This is a genomic window from Janthinobacterium sp. 78, from assembly GCF_003096775.1.
In the GTDB taxonomy this organism is placed as follows: domain Bacteria; phylum Pseudomonadota; class Gammaproteobacteria; order Burkholderiales; family Burkholderiaceae_D; genus Janthinobacterium; species Janthinobacterium tructae.
The window spans coordinates 3,615,196-3,632,365 of the sequence record NZ_QENT01000001.1; the positions used below are offsets into that span (position 1 = coordinate 3,615,196).

At 63.2% G+C, this 17,170-nt stretch carries 12 protein-coding genes; 4 read left to right on the top strand and 8 right to left on the bottom strand.

What is annotated here, in order from left to right; genetic code table 11:
• The first annotated feature begins 57 nt into the window (after positions 1–57).
• A complete protein-coding gene (locus C8C92_RS15925) occupies positions 58–2,919 on the top strand; it encodes a pitrilysin family protein (RefSeq protein ID WP_116744542.1) in 2,862 nt (953 codons plus the stop codon).
• Positions 2,920–3,104: 185 nt separating this feature from the next.
• Positions 3,105–5,447 carry a M20/M25/M40 family metallo-hydrolase gene (locus tag C8C92_RS15930; RefSeq protein WP_165829458.1) on the top strand — a complete coding sequence of 781 codons (2,343 nt, stop codon included), beginning with the start codon at positions 3,105–3,107 and terminating at the stop codon, positions 5,445–5,447.
• Between the two features lie 15 nt (positions 5,448–5,462).
• Here the strand turns inward: C8C92_RS15930 and C8C92_RS15935 are convergent, their stop codons facing one another.
• Together C8C92_RS15935 and C8C92_RS15940 are read right to left on the bottom strand one after the other, a co-directional pair.
• Positions 5,463–5,717, bottom strand: a complete 255-nt coding sequence (locus tag C8C92_RS15935) for a hypothetical protein (RefSeq protein WP_035819202.1) — start codon at positions 5,715–5,717, stop codon at positions 5,463–5,465.
• Between the two features lie 20 nt (positions 5,718–5,737).
• Positions 5,738–6,523 carry a DNA/RNA non-specific endonuclease gene (locus C8C92_RS15940; protein WP_116744544.1) on the bottom strand — a complete coding sequence of 262 codons (786 nt, stop codon included), beginning with the start codon at positions 6,521–6,523 and terminating at the stop codon, positions 5,738–5,740.
• Positions 6,524–6,707: 184 nt separating this feature from the next.
• Here C8C92_RS15940 and C8C92_RS15945 point away from each other — a divergent pair, with 184 nt between their 5' ends.
• Positions 6,708–7,235 (top strand): SRPBCC family protein, encoded by a 528-nt coding sequence (locus tag C8C92_RS15945; protein WP_116744545.1) that lies wholly within the window; start codon positions 6,708–6,710, stop codon positions 7,233–7,235.
• Positions 7,236–7,311: 76 nt separating this feature from the next.
• On the opposite strand, the gene C8C92_RS15950 is transcribed toward C8C92_RS15945, so the two are convergent.
• The 6 genes from C8C92_RS15950 to C8C92_RS15975 form a co-directional block, all read right to left on the bottom strand.
• A complete protein-coding gene (locus tag C8C92_RS15950; RefSeq protein WP_116744546.1) occupies positions 7,312–8,325 on the bottom strand; it encodes a response regulator in 1,014 nt (337 codons plus the stop codon).
• A complete protein-coding gene (locus C8C92_RS15955) occupies positions 8,318–9,415 on the bottom strand; it encodes a hybrid sensor histidine kinase/response regulator (RefSeq protein ID WP_116744547.1) in 1,098 nt (365 codons plus the stop codon). The genes C8C92_RS15950 and C8C92_RS15955 overlap by 8 nt, the downstream gene beginning before the upstream one ends.
• Complete coding sequence (locus tag C8C92_RS15960) at positions 9,415–10,758, bottom strand: HAMP domain-containing sensor histidine kinase (protein WP_116744548.1); 1,344 nt, start codon at positions 10,756–10,758, stop codon at positions 9,415–9,417. The genes C8C92_RS15955 and C8C92_RS15960 overlap by 1 nt, the downstream gene beginning before the upstream one ends.
• Positions 10,758–12,152, bottom strand: a complete 1,395-nt coding sequence (locus C8C92_RS15965) for a class I SAM-dependent methyltransferase (RefSeq protein WP_099763635.1) — start codon at positions 12,150–12,152, stop codon at positions 10,758–10,760. Before C8C92_RS15965 ends, C8C92_RS15960 begins: the two co-directional genes overlap by 1 nt.
• 219 nt (positions 12,153–12,371) lie before the next feature.
• Entirely contained in the window at positions 12,372–13,397 is a 1,026-nt protein-coding gene (locus tag C8C92_RS15970) for an AraC family transcriptional regulator (protein ID WP_116744549.1), read from the bottom strand.
• Positions 13,397–14,299: a GGDEF domain-containing protein gene (locus tag C8C92_RS15975; RefSeq protein ID WP_099763634.1), complete on the bottom strand. Its 903-nt coding sequence runs from the start codon at positions 14,297–14,299 to the stop codon at positions 13,397–13,399. The genes C8C92_RS15970 and C8C92_RS15975 overlap by 1 nt, the downstream gene beginning before the upstream one ends.
• Before the next feature lie 306 nt (positions 14,300–14,605).
• On the opposite strand from C8C92_RS15975, the gene C8C92_RS15980 reads away from it, so the two are divergent.
• Positions 14,606–17,155, top strand: coding sequence for a TonB-dependent receptor (locus C8C92_RS15980; protein ID WP_116744550.1), 2,550 nt, complete (start codon positions 14,606–14,608; stop codon positions 17,153–17,155).
• Positions 17,156–17,170 lie beyond the last annotated feature (15 nt).

Sequence of the window (17,170 nt, forward strand, 5' to 3'; positions counted from 1 at the left end):
CTGCGGCGTTGCACTTTCATAACATCCAAAAAAGAAGGAGCCCCCGTGTCAAGAATCATGTCCAATGTATTACCTGCTTTCGCCCTGGCGCTGTCGGCCATGGCCGCGTCGAACCTGGGCGCCGCGCCCGTCAAACCGGCAGCGGCCCACAGCGCCGCCAGCAAGGCCGATCTGCTGCCATTCAAGGCCACCGAAAAAAACCTGGCCAATGGACTAAAAATCATCATCGTGCCGACCGGTTTTCCGAACCTGGTCTCGCTGCAGATTCCCGTGCAGACGGGCTCGCGCAATGAAGTCGAGCCGGGCAAGTCCGGTTTCGCGCATTTTTTTGAACACATGATGTTCCGCGGCACCAAGGCGTATCCGCCCGAAAAATACCAGGAAGTCATCACCCGCGCCGGCGCGCGCCAGAACGCGTATACCAGCGACGACCTGACCAATTACCACACGACGTTTGCCAAGCAAGACCTGGAAACCGTGCTGAAGGTGGAGGCGGACCGCTTCCAGCACCTCGACTACGCGGAAGACGCGTTCAAGACGGAATCGCGGGCCGTGCTGGGCGAATACAACAAGAACAGCGCCAATCCCGTCTCGAAACTGTTCGAAGTGATGCGCGACAGCGCCTACACCACGCATACCTACAAGCACACGACGATGGGTTTTATCCAGGACATCGAAGACATGCCGAACCAGTACGCGTATTCGAAGCTCTTCTTCGACCGCTGGTACCGTCCCGAGCGCACCACCATCATCATCGCCGGCGACGTCGAGCCGCAGCAAGCCATCGCGCTGGTGGAAAAGTACTGGAGTAGTTGGCAGCGTGGCAAGCAGCAGGCGGCCGTGCCCGTGGAGCCCGCACCGCATGGCCCCGTCTACAAGCACGTGGCCTGGCCCACGCCGACCCTGCCATGGGTGGCCGTGGGTTTCCACGCGCCCGCGTTTTCCGTGAAGGACAAGGACCAGGCCGCGCTGGCAACGTTGCTGTCGCTGTCGTTCGGCCGCACTTCGCCGCTGTATAAACGTTTGGTGCAAAACGAACAAAAGGTCGACCAGTTGTTCGAGATGACGCCGGACCGGGTCGACCCGACGCTGGCCGTGCTGGGCGCACGCGTGAAAAACATCGATGACGCCGTCTACGTGCGCGACGCAATATTGGCCACCGTGGCGCAGCTGCGCGACACGCCCGTGAGCGAAAAAGACCTGGCGGACGCCAAGTCGGCCGAAAAATATGGCTTGATCCGCTCGCTCGACAACACGGAGCAGATCGCCGGCACCCTGGCCTCCTTCGTGCATTTCGACCGTTCCTACGCCACCATCAACCAGTACTACCGCCTGATCGACACGCTCACGCCAGCCGACTTGCAGGCGGCCGCGCGCAAATACCTGACGGACGACGGCCTGGTGGTGACCACCCTGTCGAACCAGCCGATGGCAGCCGCCATCGCCACCACGCCGAAGCTGGCCAGCCTGCTGCCGGCCGCCTCGAACGCAAAATTTGACGTCTTGGTGCAAAAGTCTGCGCTGCCACAGATCCGCTACAAGCTGCTGTTTATGGCCGGTTCCGCGCAAGACCCGCAAGGCAAGGAAGGCCTGGCCGCGCTGACGGCTGCCATGGTGGCGTCCGGTGGCTCGTCCGAACGCAAGATCGACGAAGTCAACCAGGCCCTGTTCCCGCTGGCCGGCAGTTTCAGCCAGCAGACGGACAAGGAAATGACGACGTTTACGGGCTCCATCCATAGGGATAACTGGACGCAGTTCAACGCCATCGCCCTGCCCCTGCTGCTCTCGCCGGGTTTCCGCGAAGACGACTTCCGCCGCCTGAAGGATGCACAAAAGAACGCGCTGCTGCTGGACCTGAAGGACAATAACGAAGAGGAATTCGCCAAGGAACGCTTGCAAACGAATGTATATGCAGGCACGCCATATGGCCACCCGGTGCTGGGCACGGTCGCCGGCATCGATGCCATCACCCTCGACGACGTCAAACAGTTCTGGAAGAGCGCGTATGCGCAAGGTGCCGTCAAGGTGGGCATTTCCGGCGATGTATCCGACGCCATGACGGCGACACTGACACAGGCACTCGGCAAACTGCCGGCCGGCCCAGGCTTGCCGGCCACCGTCAAACCCGCGGGCCGCAAGGCACAGGGCCTGGAAGTGGAAATCATCGAGAAAAACACGCGCGCCACGGCCATTTCCTTCGGCTTGCCTTTGGAAGTGACGCGCACGCACCCGGACTTCCCCGCCCTGTGGCTGGCGAAAACCTGGCTGGGCGAACACCGCGCCTCGAATTCCTACCTGTACCAGCGCATCCGTGAAATCCGCGGCATGAACTATGGCGATTACGCGTACATTGAAGCCTTCCCGCGCGGCATGGTCCAGTTCTTCCCGAACCCGAACCTGGGCCGCAAGGCGCAGCTGTTCGAGATCTGGATCCGCCCTGTGGCGCCGGACAACGCCCACTTCGCCCTACGCGTGGCCCTGACGGAATTGGGCAAGCTCATCGACAACGGCCTGACGCAGGACGACTTCGCCACTACGCGCGACTACCTGATGAAGAACGTCTTCGTCATGACCTCGACGCAAGACCAGCAACTCGGTTATGCGCTCGACTCGCAATGGTATAGTACGCCGGAATTTACCAAGCTGATGCGTGATGGCCTGTCGAAACTGACGGTGCTTGACGTCAACCGCGCCATCAAACAGCATCTGTCGGCGAAGAACCTGTCCGTGGTGATCGTCGCCAAGGATGCGGCCGGCCTGAAGGAAAAGCTCGTCAGCGACGCGTTTTCGCCCATCAAGTACGACGGCAACAAGCCGCAGGCGCTGCTCGATGAAGACAAGGTCATCGGCGCGATGAAACTGGGCATCAAGCCGGAAGCCGTCACCGTCACGCCAGCGGCGCAGGCGTTCGCCAAGTAAGTTTGTGCCAGAGCAACCTCGTCCGATGCAGCTTGCCGGACGAGGTTGACCTAGTATTCGGCACGGCCAAACGCGCCTTCAAGCCGCAAATCCCGGCCTTGGTCGCAAAGTATCATCTTGGCAATCTGGTTATCTGCATACTGTTTTTCGACTCTTCCCGAGTGAAAACCATGACAAGGATAACCATGCAGCTGTTCCCTCCCCACCTTTACGCCACGTGCGTCCTCGCCGCCGCTACCCTGCCTGGTGCCCTGTACGCGCAAGTGCCGGCCCTCGCCGGACAGTGGCAATTCCAGACGGCGACGGGCACGACCACGGCGAATGGCGTCGAAGTCGACCTGATCGACACGGGCATACTCGACATAACCGAAGACCAGGGCAGCTTGCGCGCGACGATATCCTGGCTCGACGAACGGGGCCAGCTCACGCCGCCGCGCACGGTGCATGGCATGGCCAGCCCGGCCGGCACCATCTTCCGGCACGGCGGCAAGCGCGTCAGCACGGGGAGAAGCGGCAAGGAAGTGAGCACCGACGTAACGATCCGCTGGACTTTGCAAGCCAAAGGCAACGTGCTGAGCGGCGAACGCCTGGTCGAAACCGATGAGAACGAACCCAAGCCGGTGACGGGAACGCGGCTCAGGGAGCGCTATGTGCCGCCGGTGATGCAGGCCGCGCTGCCGGGAACTGCGGCAAGCGCCACCGCACGCGGCCCGTCTACCCCGGCCGAACGCGCGCGCGTGGTGCAGATGGCGCAAGCGGCGCAGCACGATCCTCTGGCGCTGCAGCAGCGCGATGGCGCCTGGCTCAGCGCATGGATCGATGCCATTCCCGACCTCACGTTTGGCGCCAGCATGCCCGATGACTGGCTGAGCACCGCCCCCACGCCGGCCACGCGCGAGGCGCTGCGCTTCCAGTACCTGGCCAGCGTGATGGCCTTCCAGATCGATCACCCGGAACAGGCCCGGCAGCAAGGGAACCGCGACCTGGCGGGCATGCAGGGCGTGCTGCGCGCCTATGAAACACTGCTGCGCCAGGATAAGCTGAACCGTTCCGCAAAACTGGACGCGGCGCTGGCGGCGCGCCAGCAAGACAGGCTGCCCGCCTTCCTGGCGACGCTGTCCGGCAGGGATGCCAGCATCGAGGCCACGCCATCACCATCTGGCGACGCCACGGCGCGCCGGATCGTGGCGCTGGGCACGAGCGAGCCGCGCGCCATGGACTGGCTCGACATCCTGAGCAACCGCTTCGGTGGCCGCATGGCAGGCAGCGACGCCTACACGCATGCGGCGCAATGGGCGCGCATGCAACTGCGGCAATGGGGAGTGCAGGCCGAATTGGAAGAAGCCGGTGACATGCCCGTCGGCTTCAACCGCGGCCCCTGGTCGGGCAAGATGCTGGCGCCCCAGGAGCTGCCCCTGCGCATGGCGACGCCCGCCTACACGGCCGGCACGCGCGGCGTGCAGCAGGGCCGGGCAATTATGGGGCCGGCCACCCTGGAAGAGGCGCAACAGCGTCTCGCGCAATTCAAGGACAAATGGGTGCTGACGAGTGGTGAAAGCGGCGGTGGCGGGCGCGATGGCAAGACCATCCACAAGCCCGGGGCCATCACCCGGCTGCTGATGCAGGCCGGCGCCCTCGGCACCATCCAGGCCGGCGAAGAACCGCTGTATGCCACCAGCGCGGCGCCCGCTACCTGGGCGACCCTGCCGACCTTGCCCGACATCAAGCTGGCCGCGCCACACTACGCCGACATCCGCCAGCGCCTGGCGCGCGGTGAAGCGGTCACCCTGGAGTTTGACATCCGCAACTGGTTCTATCCGGGCCCGGTGACGTATCACAACGTCGTCGCCCGCATTCCCGGCACGGAAAAGCCGGAAGAAATCGTGCTGATCGGCGCCCACCTCGACAGCTACGATGGCGGTGCGGGCGCGGCCGACAATGGCGGCGGCGTGGCCACCATGCTGGAAGCGATGCGCCTGCTGGCCAAGTCCAATGCCAGGCCGCGCCGCAGCATCATGCTGGTGGCCTTCGGCGCGGAAGAAATCGGCCGCAAGGGTTCGTTCGCGTTCGCCGAGCGGCATGCGGATGAATTGAACAATATCGTCATGATGCTCAACCGCGATGGCCGGCCCGGCGCCATCGACGGCATCGCGATCCCCTCGGCCTGGAAGAGCGTGTTTGGCCGCGTCGAACTAGCCCTGCAAGACATCCACCCCGTGTTCGGCTTCGCCACAACCATCAACGATGTGCCGCGCGATGCCAGCAAGGCCATGAACGCGCGGGCCGGCAGCGATGACGCCGTCTTCAGCCTGCATGGCGTGCCGACGCCGAAATTTACCGTGCTCGGTGATTTCGACTATGCGCGCGTGCATCACACGGTACTGGACACCTATGACAACGTACTGCCTTTCAGCGCGGCGCAGCAATACTCTGCCATCGCCATCGCCCTGACCGCGTATGAAGTTGCGAATGCGCCGGAAGAGATCAGCCGGAACGGCTACTATCGCGACGCCAGCCCGGCAAAATAGGTGCTGGTCCCAACGTCACTCGAAGGGATTGGCCACCGACGTCACCTCGGGCGGTGGCAACTGGTCGGGCAGTTCCTGCTTTTCCAGTTGCGCCACCACGTCGGCCAGCAGCTTTTGCAGCTGTTTCGCCAGGGCCAGGCCCGGCTTGTCCAGGGTCAGGTCGATGTCGCCGCTGATGCTGATGCGGTCGATGCGGTTTTCGATGCTCAGATTGCCGATTTCCAGCACATCGCTTTCATTGGCATACGGGACGAATTTCTTTGCGCACATGGGATTTCCTCTCAAGGAGATTATTTTTTGGACTTGCTATTGATCTTGGGCAAACTCAGCATGCGCAGCTTTTGCTGGCGCGTCAGCGACGGTAACAGATCGATGCCTATCCTGTCTTCCAGTTGCGCAATGCTCAGCATTTCATACGCCTTGGTATCGACGTTTTCGATAAAGTAGGCGGCACCGGCGCGCTGGCGCGGGCTGTACACGGCCTTGTACAGGTGGCTGGGCACAATGACTCTTCCCACCTTGCGCAAGTTGCCGCCAATGAACGCCGGCCCCGTGATCACGTACAAATCGCCCTCCTTCTTCGCCATCTTGCGCACGGCGCCTTCGATGCCGGCCCACACATAGCGGTTGTTGCGCGCATCCTGCGGCACCATATTGGCCAGGGTAAAGCTGTCGCGCTGGCTCTGGCGGTCCGGCATGTCACCGTTCGGCGCCATATGGCCACGGTCGAAGCCGCTGCGCGCATAATCGGCCAGTTCCGCGCGCTGGGCGGCGGGCAGCTTGCGTTCGGCGTGGAAGGAGTTTTCGCGCGACAAGTCCTGCGCCGCTTCCAGGTTATTCGCCGTCAAGTGCTCGGCCGACCACAGGGGCGTGCGGGTAATCCCCGAGTGCATCACGCCAAACACGTTGTAGCACAGCTCCTTGGTCGCCACATCCAGCTTGGGGTTGGTGATTTCCGGCTTGCGGCCATCGACGTAATGGGCGGGACAGGCATCGGCATGCGCCAGGTTCGCGGCAAAGGCGGACGCCAGCAAGCCGCACGCCAGGGTCAGCCTGGCGATCGATCGTTGAATCATATTTCCCTAAGTGAAATCGTTGCAGGCCAGCATTCTAGCGGACACCGGCCCCGTGCCACAATCCTGCCGTGCGGCCCTGCGCAGAGCTGGCGCAAATAAAGGCCAAGCGGCTGCGCACAGCCATTCATATCTGCTAAGATTGCCTTGATTCGTTCGCATCGACCATTCAAGATCTGGAGAGCATATGATCAAAAAAACCCTGCTGCTGATCGTCGTCGTCGTCGCCGCCATCCTCGGCTATGCCACCACCAAGCCCGACACCTTCAGTGTCCAGCGCGAAATCACCATCAAGGCCCCGCCCGAGAAAATCGCCGGCCTGATCACGGACTTCCATTACTGGGCCGCCTGGTCGCCGTGGGAAAAACTCGATCCGGCCATGCGCCGCACCTTTACGGGCCCGGCCAATGGCCTGGGCGCGCAATATGCGTGGCAAGGCAATGACAAGGTGGGCGCCGGCCGCATGGAAATCACGGAAGCGGCCCAGCCCGAACGCACCGTCATCAAGCTGGACTTCCTGAAACCGTTCGAAAGCCATAACACCACCACGTTTACCATGACACCCGAGGGCGACGGCACCAAAGTAAACTGGACCATGACGGGCCCCAGCCCTTACGTCAGCAAGGTCATGACGGTGTTTGTCAGCATGGACCGGATGATCGGCAAGGATTTTGAAAAAGGCTTGAACAACCTGAAAGCGGCTTCAGAGCGCTAAGTTCTGCTCGCTGCAAGCCGAAACAGGGCCCGCGCGGCCCTGTTTTCTTTGGTGCCGGCCTTGCGGGCCGGCGCCGTCAGAACTGCTCGATCCAGGCCGCCAGGTGGTCCGGCGTGAGCGCCGGTTCAGCCTGCACTACCTTGCCCTGCAAGCCCAGTTCCGTCTTACTCAGCTGCAAGGACCAGCCGCGCCGCGCCAGCCACAGCAAGCTGGCCAGCCAGAATGCGTGGATGGACGAGACGGGCGTGGTGGTCGGCGTTTCCAGGAATTCCGTCAGCAGGCGGCCATCGAGGAACAGGGCCGTGCCGCCCTGGTTTTGCAACGCCGCGCCAAACACGGGCAACAGCATGTCGATGGCCTGCTCCACGCCGCGTCCCGGGTGCTCGCGCTCGAGCGTGTCGAGCTGCTGGCGCACGGCAGCGGCAAAGGCGGTGCCGCGGAAGGCTTCCGAACTGACCAGGTCGGCATAATCCATCAGCAGCCAGTCCGGCTCGGGCGGCGTGACACCGGCCGTCAGGGCCGCCGACAGATACGCTTCCACGGGCAGCTGCTGTTCCGGACCGGCCAGGCTGGCGCACAGGGCGTACAGGGTGCCGATGCGGTTGGCGACGGCTTGCCGCTGGCGCACCATCAGCTTTTCGCGCAGCAGCTGGGCGTGTTCATTGCGCAGCCGCGCCAGTTCCAAAGCCTGCTTGAGTTCCATGCGCAGCGCCGCGATATCCCACGGCTTCTGGATGTAGCGGTGGATCTGCCCCTGGTTGACGGCTTCCACCGTGTGCTCCAGCTCGGAATACGCAGTGGTCAAAATGCGCACGATGTGCGGATAGCGGTCCCAGGCATAGGACAGCAATTCGTTGCCATACGCGCCCGGCATGCGCTGGTCCGACACCAGCACGGCGATGCGCTCGGCTTGCGCGTCGAGGATGCGCTTGCCCTCCTCGACCGAGGTGGCCGTCAGCACGTTGGCCAGCGGCGCGATGGCGCGCTGGAAATATTTGAGGGCGTTGGCCTCGTCATCGACATAGAGTATCGTCGGCAAGCCTTGCGCCGGCTCAAGCTGAGCCGGCAAACGCAGATTGGCGTCAATCATGCTCGTTCCTTATATGTACTGGAAAATTCAGGGTGACCGTGGTGGCACTGCCAAATTCGGTGGCGATATCGAGGTTGCCGCCGAACGATTGCATCATGCGGTGGCAAAACACCATGCCCCAGCCCTTGCCTTCGTCGCCGCTGGCACTGACGGGGTCGCGCAACAGCTGCGCGACAATCTCGGGGGCGATGCCGGCGCCATTGTCGCGCACCGTGATGCGGCCCGCATCGATACGGATGCCGATCGCAGGATGGGCTTGCTCGCCGGACGAACGCAGGGCATTCGCCAGCACGGACGATAAAATCAGCGCAACGCAATTGGGCGACTCGGCAATGGCGAAATCCTCGCCCTGCTCGACCGTGATGGCGGCGCGCTGGGCCGTGCTCAAGGGATAGCTGTCGAGCAAGGCGGCCAACAACTGGCGCGCGCTGCCGGCGCTGCGTCCGCCCTGCATGCCCGGCCCGGCGCTGGCCAGGCGCACCGTGTCGACAAAACTGGCCAGCACGGACAAACAATAGCGCGCATTGTCGTGCATCAAGGCGGCCGCTTCGCCGATCTCGGCCTGTGGTGCAGAGTCCGCCTGCGCGCGGCGCGCGATGCCGCGCGCAAAATTGGCGATGGCCGCCAGCGGCGTGTTCAATTCGTGCGCCAGAAAGGCCAGCGATTCCTCCATCGCCACCAGGCCCTGGCGGCGCGCGGCGCGCTCGCGTCCCGTCTGCACGGCCAGCTGCAGCGCCGTTTGCATGGCGGCCAGGTCGAGCGGCTTTTCCAGCAGGCGAAACAGCGAGCCGCCATTGATCAGTTCGAGCAGCACGTCCTTGTCCGCATACGCCGTCACCAGCATGCAGACGATGTGCGGATAGCGCTGCGCCACTTCCTGCAGCAGCTCGCTGCCCAGGCGGTCCGGCATGCGGTAATCGGTGACGAGCACATCGATGTTGGCGGCCTCATCTTTCAGCATGGCCAGCGCCGCATCGACGCTGTGCGCCGTCAGCACGCGGTAGCGCGCACCGATGGCGCGCGCGAAGTACTTGCAGGCGAGCGCTTCATCGTCCACGTACAGCACGCTGGCGCGGCTATCGTTGTCCATTAACGGCCCTCCCAGTCGGAGCGCTGCAAGTCGAAATTCATGCTGGCCCATACACCCAGCTCGCTTTCGGCGCAGAGGGTGCCGCCGTGGCGCTCGATCACGCCATAGCTGATGCTCAGGCCCAGGCCCAGCCCCTGCCCCACTTCGCGCGTGGTGAAGAACGGTTCGAACACGCGCGCCAGGTTTTCCGGAGCGATGCCGGGGCCGTTGTCGCGCACGCTGATGCGCAGACGGTTCTCGTCCCAGCGGGCCGTGATGCAGATCTCGAACGGCGGCGCATTGCCCTTGCGCATGGACAGCACGGCATTGCCCAGCAAATTGATCAGCACGCCCACGATGGCGGCCTCGTCGCCGCGCACCAGGGTGTCGACCGGCAAGTCGTGGCTGATGCTGACATTCTTCGTTTCATGCCCCACCAGGCGGATGGCCGCGTCGAGCGCGCTGCGGAACTGGAAATGGCCCGTTTCCAGCTGATTGCCGCTCTTGCGGTAGGCAAAGGTTTTTAAATCGGACACGATGTGCTGCACGCGCAGCATGCCCTGCTTGGCGTCGGCAAGGCATTCGCTCACCAGCGCGCTTTGCCTGGCGGCCGGGTCTTCGATGGCCACCTCGATGGCCATCATGCAGAAATTCACGGGGTTGTTGACTTCATGCAGCATGCCGGCGGCCAGGGTGCCGAGAGCGGCCATTTTCTCCTGCTGCAGCATCTGCCCCTTGATATCGGCCAGGCTTTTGTTGGTTTCTTCCAGCTGCGTATTCTTTTGCGCCACTTCTGCCTTCAGCTGGAACAGCATGAAGCGGGCGCGCTCATTGAAATAGGTAAACACGGCGCTGATGCTGGCCGACATGATGAGGAACAGGCAATTGACGACAAACGTGGCCGGCAAGTCGAAGCCGCCGGCATGCCAGGCGCAAGCGGCCACGTACAGCAGGCAGGAGATGGCGCCGAAGACCATGTTTTGCCACAGGCCGAAGGCCAGCACGATGCCCGAGGAATAGATGGCCAGGGTCATGCCCACGTAATAGATCGAGGTGGCGCCTTCCGTGACGGCGATCATCCAGGCGATCATGATTTGCGGCAGGATCAGCCACACAAACGTCAGTCCCTGGATGCGGTCTTGCGCCCAGCGCGTGCGCATGGCCAGCACGACGCAAAAGATCAGCACGGACACGACGATGCGCGCGCTGGTAAACGCCGACTGCTTGTCCGGATACAGGGCCGAATCGAGGCCCATGCCCAGCAGGATCAGCACGATGCCCGTGTAAGCGCCGCCGCGGCTGAATTCCAGGCGGAAGTCGCGCAAAACGGCCGTGTAGCCGGCGTGCAGGCCTGGAGTATCCATCAAGGAATGCTCACTTCCGCAAACACATTCACGCCCGTGGCGTCGACATAGATTTTCGGCGCCGTCGCATGTTCGGGCAGCAAGGCCGACAGGCCCGCCTCATTGCGATAGATCAAATGCCACTCCAGCAAATGCTCCATGCCGAACTTGCCCGGATTGTCGGCGTGCACATTCGTCACCAGCAGGCGCCCGCCCGGCCCCACACGCGAGGCGAAATGCAGCAGCAGGCGCGCGCACACCTTGTCGGACAGGTAATCGAACAGGCCGGCGCAATACACGGCGTCGAAACTGCCAGGCAAGCCCGTGATGCCCGAGCCGTGGCGGCGCTTGAGCAGGTTGTGCACGGAGTCGTGCACATAATCGATTTCCACCACGCTTCCCGTGCGCTGCATGATGGTGGTCAGGCGCGCGCGCGTCCAGTCCAGCGTTTCGCTGCTGAAGTCGACCAGCTCGAACGCCAGCCACTGCGCATCGGGGCACGTTTCCAGGAAACGCTGCACTTCGATGGCGGGGCCGCAGCCCACGTTGAGCACTTTATACACGCGCCCGGCAACACGCGCCTCGGCCGCCTTGTGCGCCAAAAATTCCGTCAGGATGTCGATGCGGTTGCGGTGCGCCGTCGCCACGGCCGCCTGCAGGAAGGCTGCATTGACGATCTGAAAATACGTGCTCGGACCCTGGCGCGGATCGTCGAGCAGCTGGTTGACCATCTGGTAATCGCCCGCATAGCCGAGCGGTTTGGTAAACGTGCGGAAGACGAACGGCGCGCGCAGGATCAGCGGGTGCAGCGCCGTCTGGGCAAAGGCCCGGTGGGCCGGCGCCCGTTCTTCCTCGACCAGCGAGGCTTCCACCTCGAGCTGGCGCAAGTACAGCTGGGTTTGCTCCATCAGCGGCAAGGCCAGCTCGTCGAAGATGTCGGCGCGCAGGCGGCCGTTTTCCTTCGGCAGCGAGTCCGACAAGTCGACTTGCTCGACCCAGCGCGCCACTTCCGACAAAAAGGCGCGCATTTCGTTGACGACGATCTGGTAATCGCGGCGGATGCGGAAGCGCTCGCCCCAGCCCGCGACAAACGCGCTGGACTCTTTCGCCACGGCGCCCTTGACCACCACCACATCGCTCAGCTCGCGCCACTCGTCGATCAGGGTGACGGAAACGATGGCGGTCAGGCCCGTGTTGACGCTGCTGATGACGACGGCCTTGCCCACATAGGCGTTCTTTGCCCCCATGCGCACCGTCAGGTCATTGAGCACCTCGCTGACCTGCACAATCGAGTAGGGATTGTAGATTTCCATGACCAGCGAATTGCGCTGCAAGTTGAAAATCGTGCCGCGCACCGCCTCACCCTGGGTGTTACGGAAACTGACGACTGGATCGATCTGCGATTGTGAATACACGATTGGGCATTATCAAGTTGCCCGGCTGCCGGCGCACCACGCTGGGCACGCCAGTTTCCAGGCTGGGTTAAGGCACGGCACAGCGGTCGTCGCCGCCGCACCGGAGCGCCTCAAAGCGCGTCTGTTCGCTCTCTGGTCGAGTGTACTATGGATGTAGCAGAACGGGCAATTGTTCCCACTGGAATGACTGTCCGTGGCGCTGGCGCGCAACGCCGCCATTCAACCGGCCACGAACAATGCCAGCGCATGGCGCAACAACTGCGGCGTTTGCCCCGTCCAGCGCTTGAACGAGCGGCGAAAGTTGGTGGCATCATGAAAGCCGAGGTAGGCAGCCACGGCGTCGTTGTCGTAGCCATGCGCCTGGAACAGGTAGATGGCCTTGTGCGCGCGCACCTGGTCCAGCTCGGCCTGGAAATGCGTGCCATGGCGTGCCAGGTGGCGCTTGAACGTGGCGGGACTGACGCCGAATTCCTGTGCCGTGCGTTCCAGCGTGGGTGCGCAGCGGATATTGGCCAGCAGGTAGTCGTACAGCGCGCCGAGCAGGCTCGCCGCCGGCACGGGCGCCAGGGCCGCCGCGCGCAAGGCCAGCGCGGCCGCCGTGGCATTGCCGCGCGGCCAGGGTTTATCCAGCCAGCTGGAATCGATAAGCATGGCATCGACCTGGCAATCGAAACGCAGCGCCTGGCCCAGGTGCACTTCATGCTGCTCCACATGACGGGGCCGCGCGCGGTTGAAGCAGAAGCGCCACGGCAACGCCTCGCCGGCCAGCCAGCGGCACATGGCCGCCAGCGCCGTCATGTGCATTTCCACCAAAAAAGGCAGCTGGCTGGGCGCGCCGAACGCATCGACCCAGTACAGCACGTGCAGCTCGCCCGCCTCGCGCAAACGCGGTTGCAGCAGCGGACACAGCAAGGTATGCAAGCCGCACAGAATGCTCAAGGCCTGGCGCAGATTCTGCGCCTGCAGCAAGGCATGGCTGGCCGCGCCGTAATGGCCGGGCAGCATTTGCTGGCCCAGCATGAAGCTGGTGTCGGCACTGTCCAGGCCGCGCGCCACATTGGCCAGCAGTTGCAGGTATTGCGCGGCGCTGACCTGGCTTTCCGCACACGGCAGCGCACCGCCGTTGAGTCCCGTGCCCTTGAGCAGCGGCGCCACAGCCAGTTCGCGGCTGCGCGCGTAGTCGAGCACCAGCGCCGGCTGGTGATGGGCCGCGATGCTGGGGTCGCCTTGCTGGTTCAGCGACATCAGGCAGGCGCGGCGGAACTGATCCCGGCACCGGAGCGCGGCGTTTCCACGGCACGGCTCAGTTCGGCCAACACCACTTCCGGCACGCCATCGGTGAGCGAGCAGGCATGTCGCAGGCTCAAACGGATTTCGCGGTTGTCGTTGGCATGGTGGCGCATCTGCCCCACCATGGCGCACAGGTGGCGCGCCTTCACGGCCGCATCCTCGCGCGACACGCCCGGCATCAGCACGGCAAAGCGGTCGCCCGCATAGCGGCACAGCAAATCGTCATTGCGCAAGTTCAGCAGCAGCATGTGGCCCACGGCTTGCAGCACGCGGTCGCCTTCGCGGTGGCCGTACTCGCGGTTAATCAAGTGAAAGCTGTCGATGTCGAGCAAGACCAGCGCGCAATCGAGACCGGGGCGGCGTTCCTGTTCCAGACGCATCTGCGTGCGCAGATAGCTGGCGTCGGCCAGCTGCGTGATGCGGTCGAAGGCGCGGTGGTCGCGGAACAGGCGCTCGCGCTTTTGCAAGTGTTCGTTCAGGCGGAACTGTTCCTGGCGCCAGTAATACATGCCGATGGTCAGCACCAGCATGCCAAACGGAATCAGCGCTTCCAGCCAGTTGTCCCACACGGCGCTCTTCTCGACGGCAAAGAATTCATCCAGGCAATCGGCCCAGGAGCCCAGCATGATGGCGCACAGGCCGCCGGCGATCAGGCTCGTCACACGTCCGCGTGGACGGCTGCTGAGGGTAAACAAAAACCAGACGCCCGCCATGACGGCCGTGCCGCCTTCGCAGACGATATCCATCCACTTCCAGATGGCAAACGGTTTAACGTAGCCTAGTGTGGCGTACAGGAAAAAGAACAGGGGCAATGCCAGCGCGGCGGCAATCAGACTGTTACGGTGCAACGGCAGCATGTGGGGAACCTTTAAAAGTGGTGCTGTCGCCACGATAGCGCCCGCCCATGACGGCACGATGACATACGCCAAGCCCCTGCGGCAGGTGCAAACGGCTCATCATGCGCAACGCAACTGAGGCAAATCCGGCAAGCCATTGCCCGTGCGCCCTGCGCTGGCAGGTCATTTCAGCTCACTACGCTTCATTTCCGGCCGGAAAGCGTTCACAGGCCGTTGTTTTCAGGGTGACAAGCCCTTGCCTGTCACGCAACCGTCATATTTGCTGCCTAGAATCCGCCCGGTTCCCTACCCCTAACCGAGCTCTTCATGAAAACCATGCACACTGCGTTCCCCTCCCCGCTGCGCCTCACCGCCCTGTCCCTCGGCATCATGGCCGTCTTCAGCAGTCCAAGCCATGCACAAGCGCAAGATGCCGACGGCCAGCAGGCCGCCACCGTCGTCGTCAGCGGCCAGCGCGCCAGCCTGCGCAACGCCATCGCGGCGCAAGAGAAAGCCGACAACATCATCAGCGTCATCAGCAGCGATGATATCGGCGGCTTGCCCGATAAAAACGCAGCCGAGGCGCTGGCCCGCTTGCCGGGCGTGTCGGTGCAGCGCGACCAGGGCGAAGGCCGCTACATCACGGTGCGCGGCCTGGGCCCGGACCTGAACGCGGTGACCATCAACGGCGCGCTGGTGCCGTCGCCGGAAGCGGGCCGCCGCGCCGTGGCGCTCGACATCCTGCCTGCCGGGCTGATCCGCACGCTGGAAGTCTCGAAGACCCTGCTGCCGGAAATGGACGCCAACTCGCTGGGCGCCACCATCGAAGTCAAATCGCTGTCCGCCTTCGACTTGCCGGGCAAGCTGCTGTCGGCCAACGTGGGTGCCAGCCATGATGAAAAGACGGGCAAGACCAGCCCCAGCGGCGGCGCCCTGTGGGCCCAGCGCTTCCTCGATGGCAAGCTGGGCGTGGCTGCCGGCCTGAGCGCGGAAAAGCGCTCGTTCGGCTCCGATGACGTGGAAACGGGCGGCGCCTGGAGCAAGGGTAAATTATCCAGCCTGGAGTTGCGCGACTACCTGCCCGTGCGCAAGCGCGGCGCGCTGGCCGTCAACCTCGACTACCGCCCGGAAGCGGGCAACAGCTGGTTTTTGCGCTCGTTTGTCAGCGAATTTTCCGACGATGAAGTGCGCGACCGCCTGACCATCAGCAATATCGCGGGCGGCAGCCTGGCCGAAGGAGCAACAGCCGGCGCGCGCGCCGAGCGCCGCATCCGCCAGCGCAAGTACACGCAGCAAGTACGCTCGCTGGTGCTCGGTACGCAGCAGAAATCGGGCGACTGGACGCTGGACGTGAAAGGCGGCCTGAGCCGCGCCACGGAAGACACGCCAGAGTCCTTGAACGACGGCCGTTTCCGTGGCACCAGCAATTTTGCCGGCATCAGTTTCACGGATACGCAGGAGCCGACATTGAGCGGCCCCGCCTCGCTGTACGATCCGGCCAACTATGCGCTGAACGCCATCACCCTGCAAAAGCGCTACTCGAAGGACAATGAGCACCACGCGCGCATCGACCTGGCGCGCAAATTCGACATCGCCACCCTGAAATTCGGCGCCAAAATCAGCCGCCGCGAAAAAACCAATGACACGGATCAATGGGCGTATAACAGCAGCAAGGCCAGCAGCGGCAATTACTGGGGCGCCGGCTCGACCTCGATGAGCAACTTCGTGCAGGGCCACACCCTCGACTACGACCTGGGCAACATCGGCGTGGCGCTGGATCCGCTTCTCATCCGCGCCCGCGTGGCGGGCCTGGACCGCACCAAGGCGCGCCTGGCCACCGAGTCCATCATCAACGATTACCGCATGCATGAAGACATCAACGCCATGTATGTGCAGAACAGCTACGACTTCGACGCCTGGCACATCCTCGGCGGCGTGCGTCTTGAACGCACCAGCTTTGAAGCGGCCGGCTCGCAGGTGGACAGCGCAGGGTTGGCCACCCCCTTGGCCACCGCCTTGACGCGCGAACGCTCGTACACCAACTGGCTGCCGAACCTGCAAACCCGTTATGACGTCGATCAAAAAACCAGCGTGCGCGCCGCCTGGACGCAAGCCGTGGTGCGCGCCAACTTCAGCCAACTGGCACCGGGCATCAGCCTGGCCAGCAACACGGAAGCCGTGATCGGCAACCCGGACTTGAAACCGCTGAAAGCCAACAACCTGGACCTCGGTATCGAGCGCGTGCTGGGCAATGACGGCGTGGTGTCCGCCTACGGCTTCTACAAGGACATCAAGAATTTCACCTACACGACGAACCTGGCCGGCACGGGTCAGTGGGCCAATTACACCTCGGCCACCTCGTATGCGAACGGCGATGCGGCCAAAGTGAAAGGCATCGAACTGGCCTACATGCAGCCGCTGCGCATGCTGCCGGCGCCATTCAACAAGTTCCTCGTCGGCGTGAATGGCACCCTGAGCACCTCGAGCGCACAAATCGGCCGCTACGACAAGGCCAGCAAGCAGCAGATGAACCGCGACATCCGCCTGCCGGGCCAGTCGAACCAGGTGATGAACTTGATGCTGGGCTATGAAACGGGGCCGGTCAGCGCCCGCCTGGCGCTCAACTACAAGTCGCCGTATCTGCTGGAAATGGGCAACGACATCCTCGACCAAAGCCAGGACCACATCGTCGACAGCCAGAAGCAGCTCGATTTCTCGCTGTCCTACCAGATCAACAAGCAGTTCCAGGTGGTCTTTGAAGCGGCGAACCTGAACAACGAGAAATACTATGTCTACCAGGGCACGAAGCAATACAACGTGCAGAACGAACAATACGGCCGCACCTTTAAAGTGAGCCTGAAAGCCAGCGCCTTCTGATGATGATTTCTACTA

Bases quoted from the DNA above. Each gene is read 5' to 3' on its own strand.
- C8C92_RS15975 (WP_099763634.1), bottom strand. From the start codon at position 14,299: ATGCTGCCGTTGCACCGTAACAGTCTGATTGCCGCCGCGCTGGCATTG.
- C8C92_RS15935 (WP_035819202.1), bottom strand. From the start codon at position 5,717: ATGTGCGCAAAGAAATTCGTCCCGTATGCCAATGAAAGCGATGTGCTG.
- C8C92_RS15960 (WP_116744548.1), bottom strand. From the start codon at position 10,758: ATGGATACTCCAGGCCTGCACGCCGGCTACACGGCCGTTTTGCGCGAC.
- C8C92_RS15970 (WP_116744549.1), bottom strand. From the start codon at position 13,397: ATGTCGCTGAACCAGCAAGGCGACCCCAGCATCGCGGCCCATCACCAG.
- C8C92_RS15950 (WP_116744546.1), bottom strand. From the start codon at position 8,325: ATGATTGACGCCAATCTGCGTTTGCCGGCTCAGCTTGAGCCGGCGCAA.
- C8C92_RS15980 (WP_116744550.1), top strand. From the start codon at position 14,606: ATGAAAACCATGCACACTGCGTTCCCCTCCCCGCTGCGCCTCACCGCC.
- C8C92_RS15925 (WP_116744542.1), top strand. From the start codon at position 58: ATGTCCAATGTATTACCTGCTTTCGCCCTGGCGCTGTCGGCCATGGCC.
- C8C92_RS15955 (WP_116744547.1), bottom strand. From the start codon at position 9,415: ATGGACAACGATAGCCGCGCCAGCGTGCTGTACGTGGACGATGAAGCG.
- C8C92_RS15940 (WP_116744544.1), bottom strand. From the start codon at position 6,523: ATGATTCAACGATCGATCGCCAGGCTGACCCTGGCGTGCGGCTTGCTG.
- C8C92_RS15930 (WP_165829458.1), top strand. From the start codon at position 3,105: ATGCAGCTGTTCCCTCCCCACCTTTACGCCACGTGCGTCCTCGCCGCC.
- C8C92_RS15945 (WP_116744545.1), top strand. From the start codon at position 6,708: ATGATCAAAAAAACCCTGCTGCTGATCGTCGTCGTCGTCGCCGCCATC.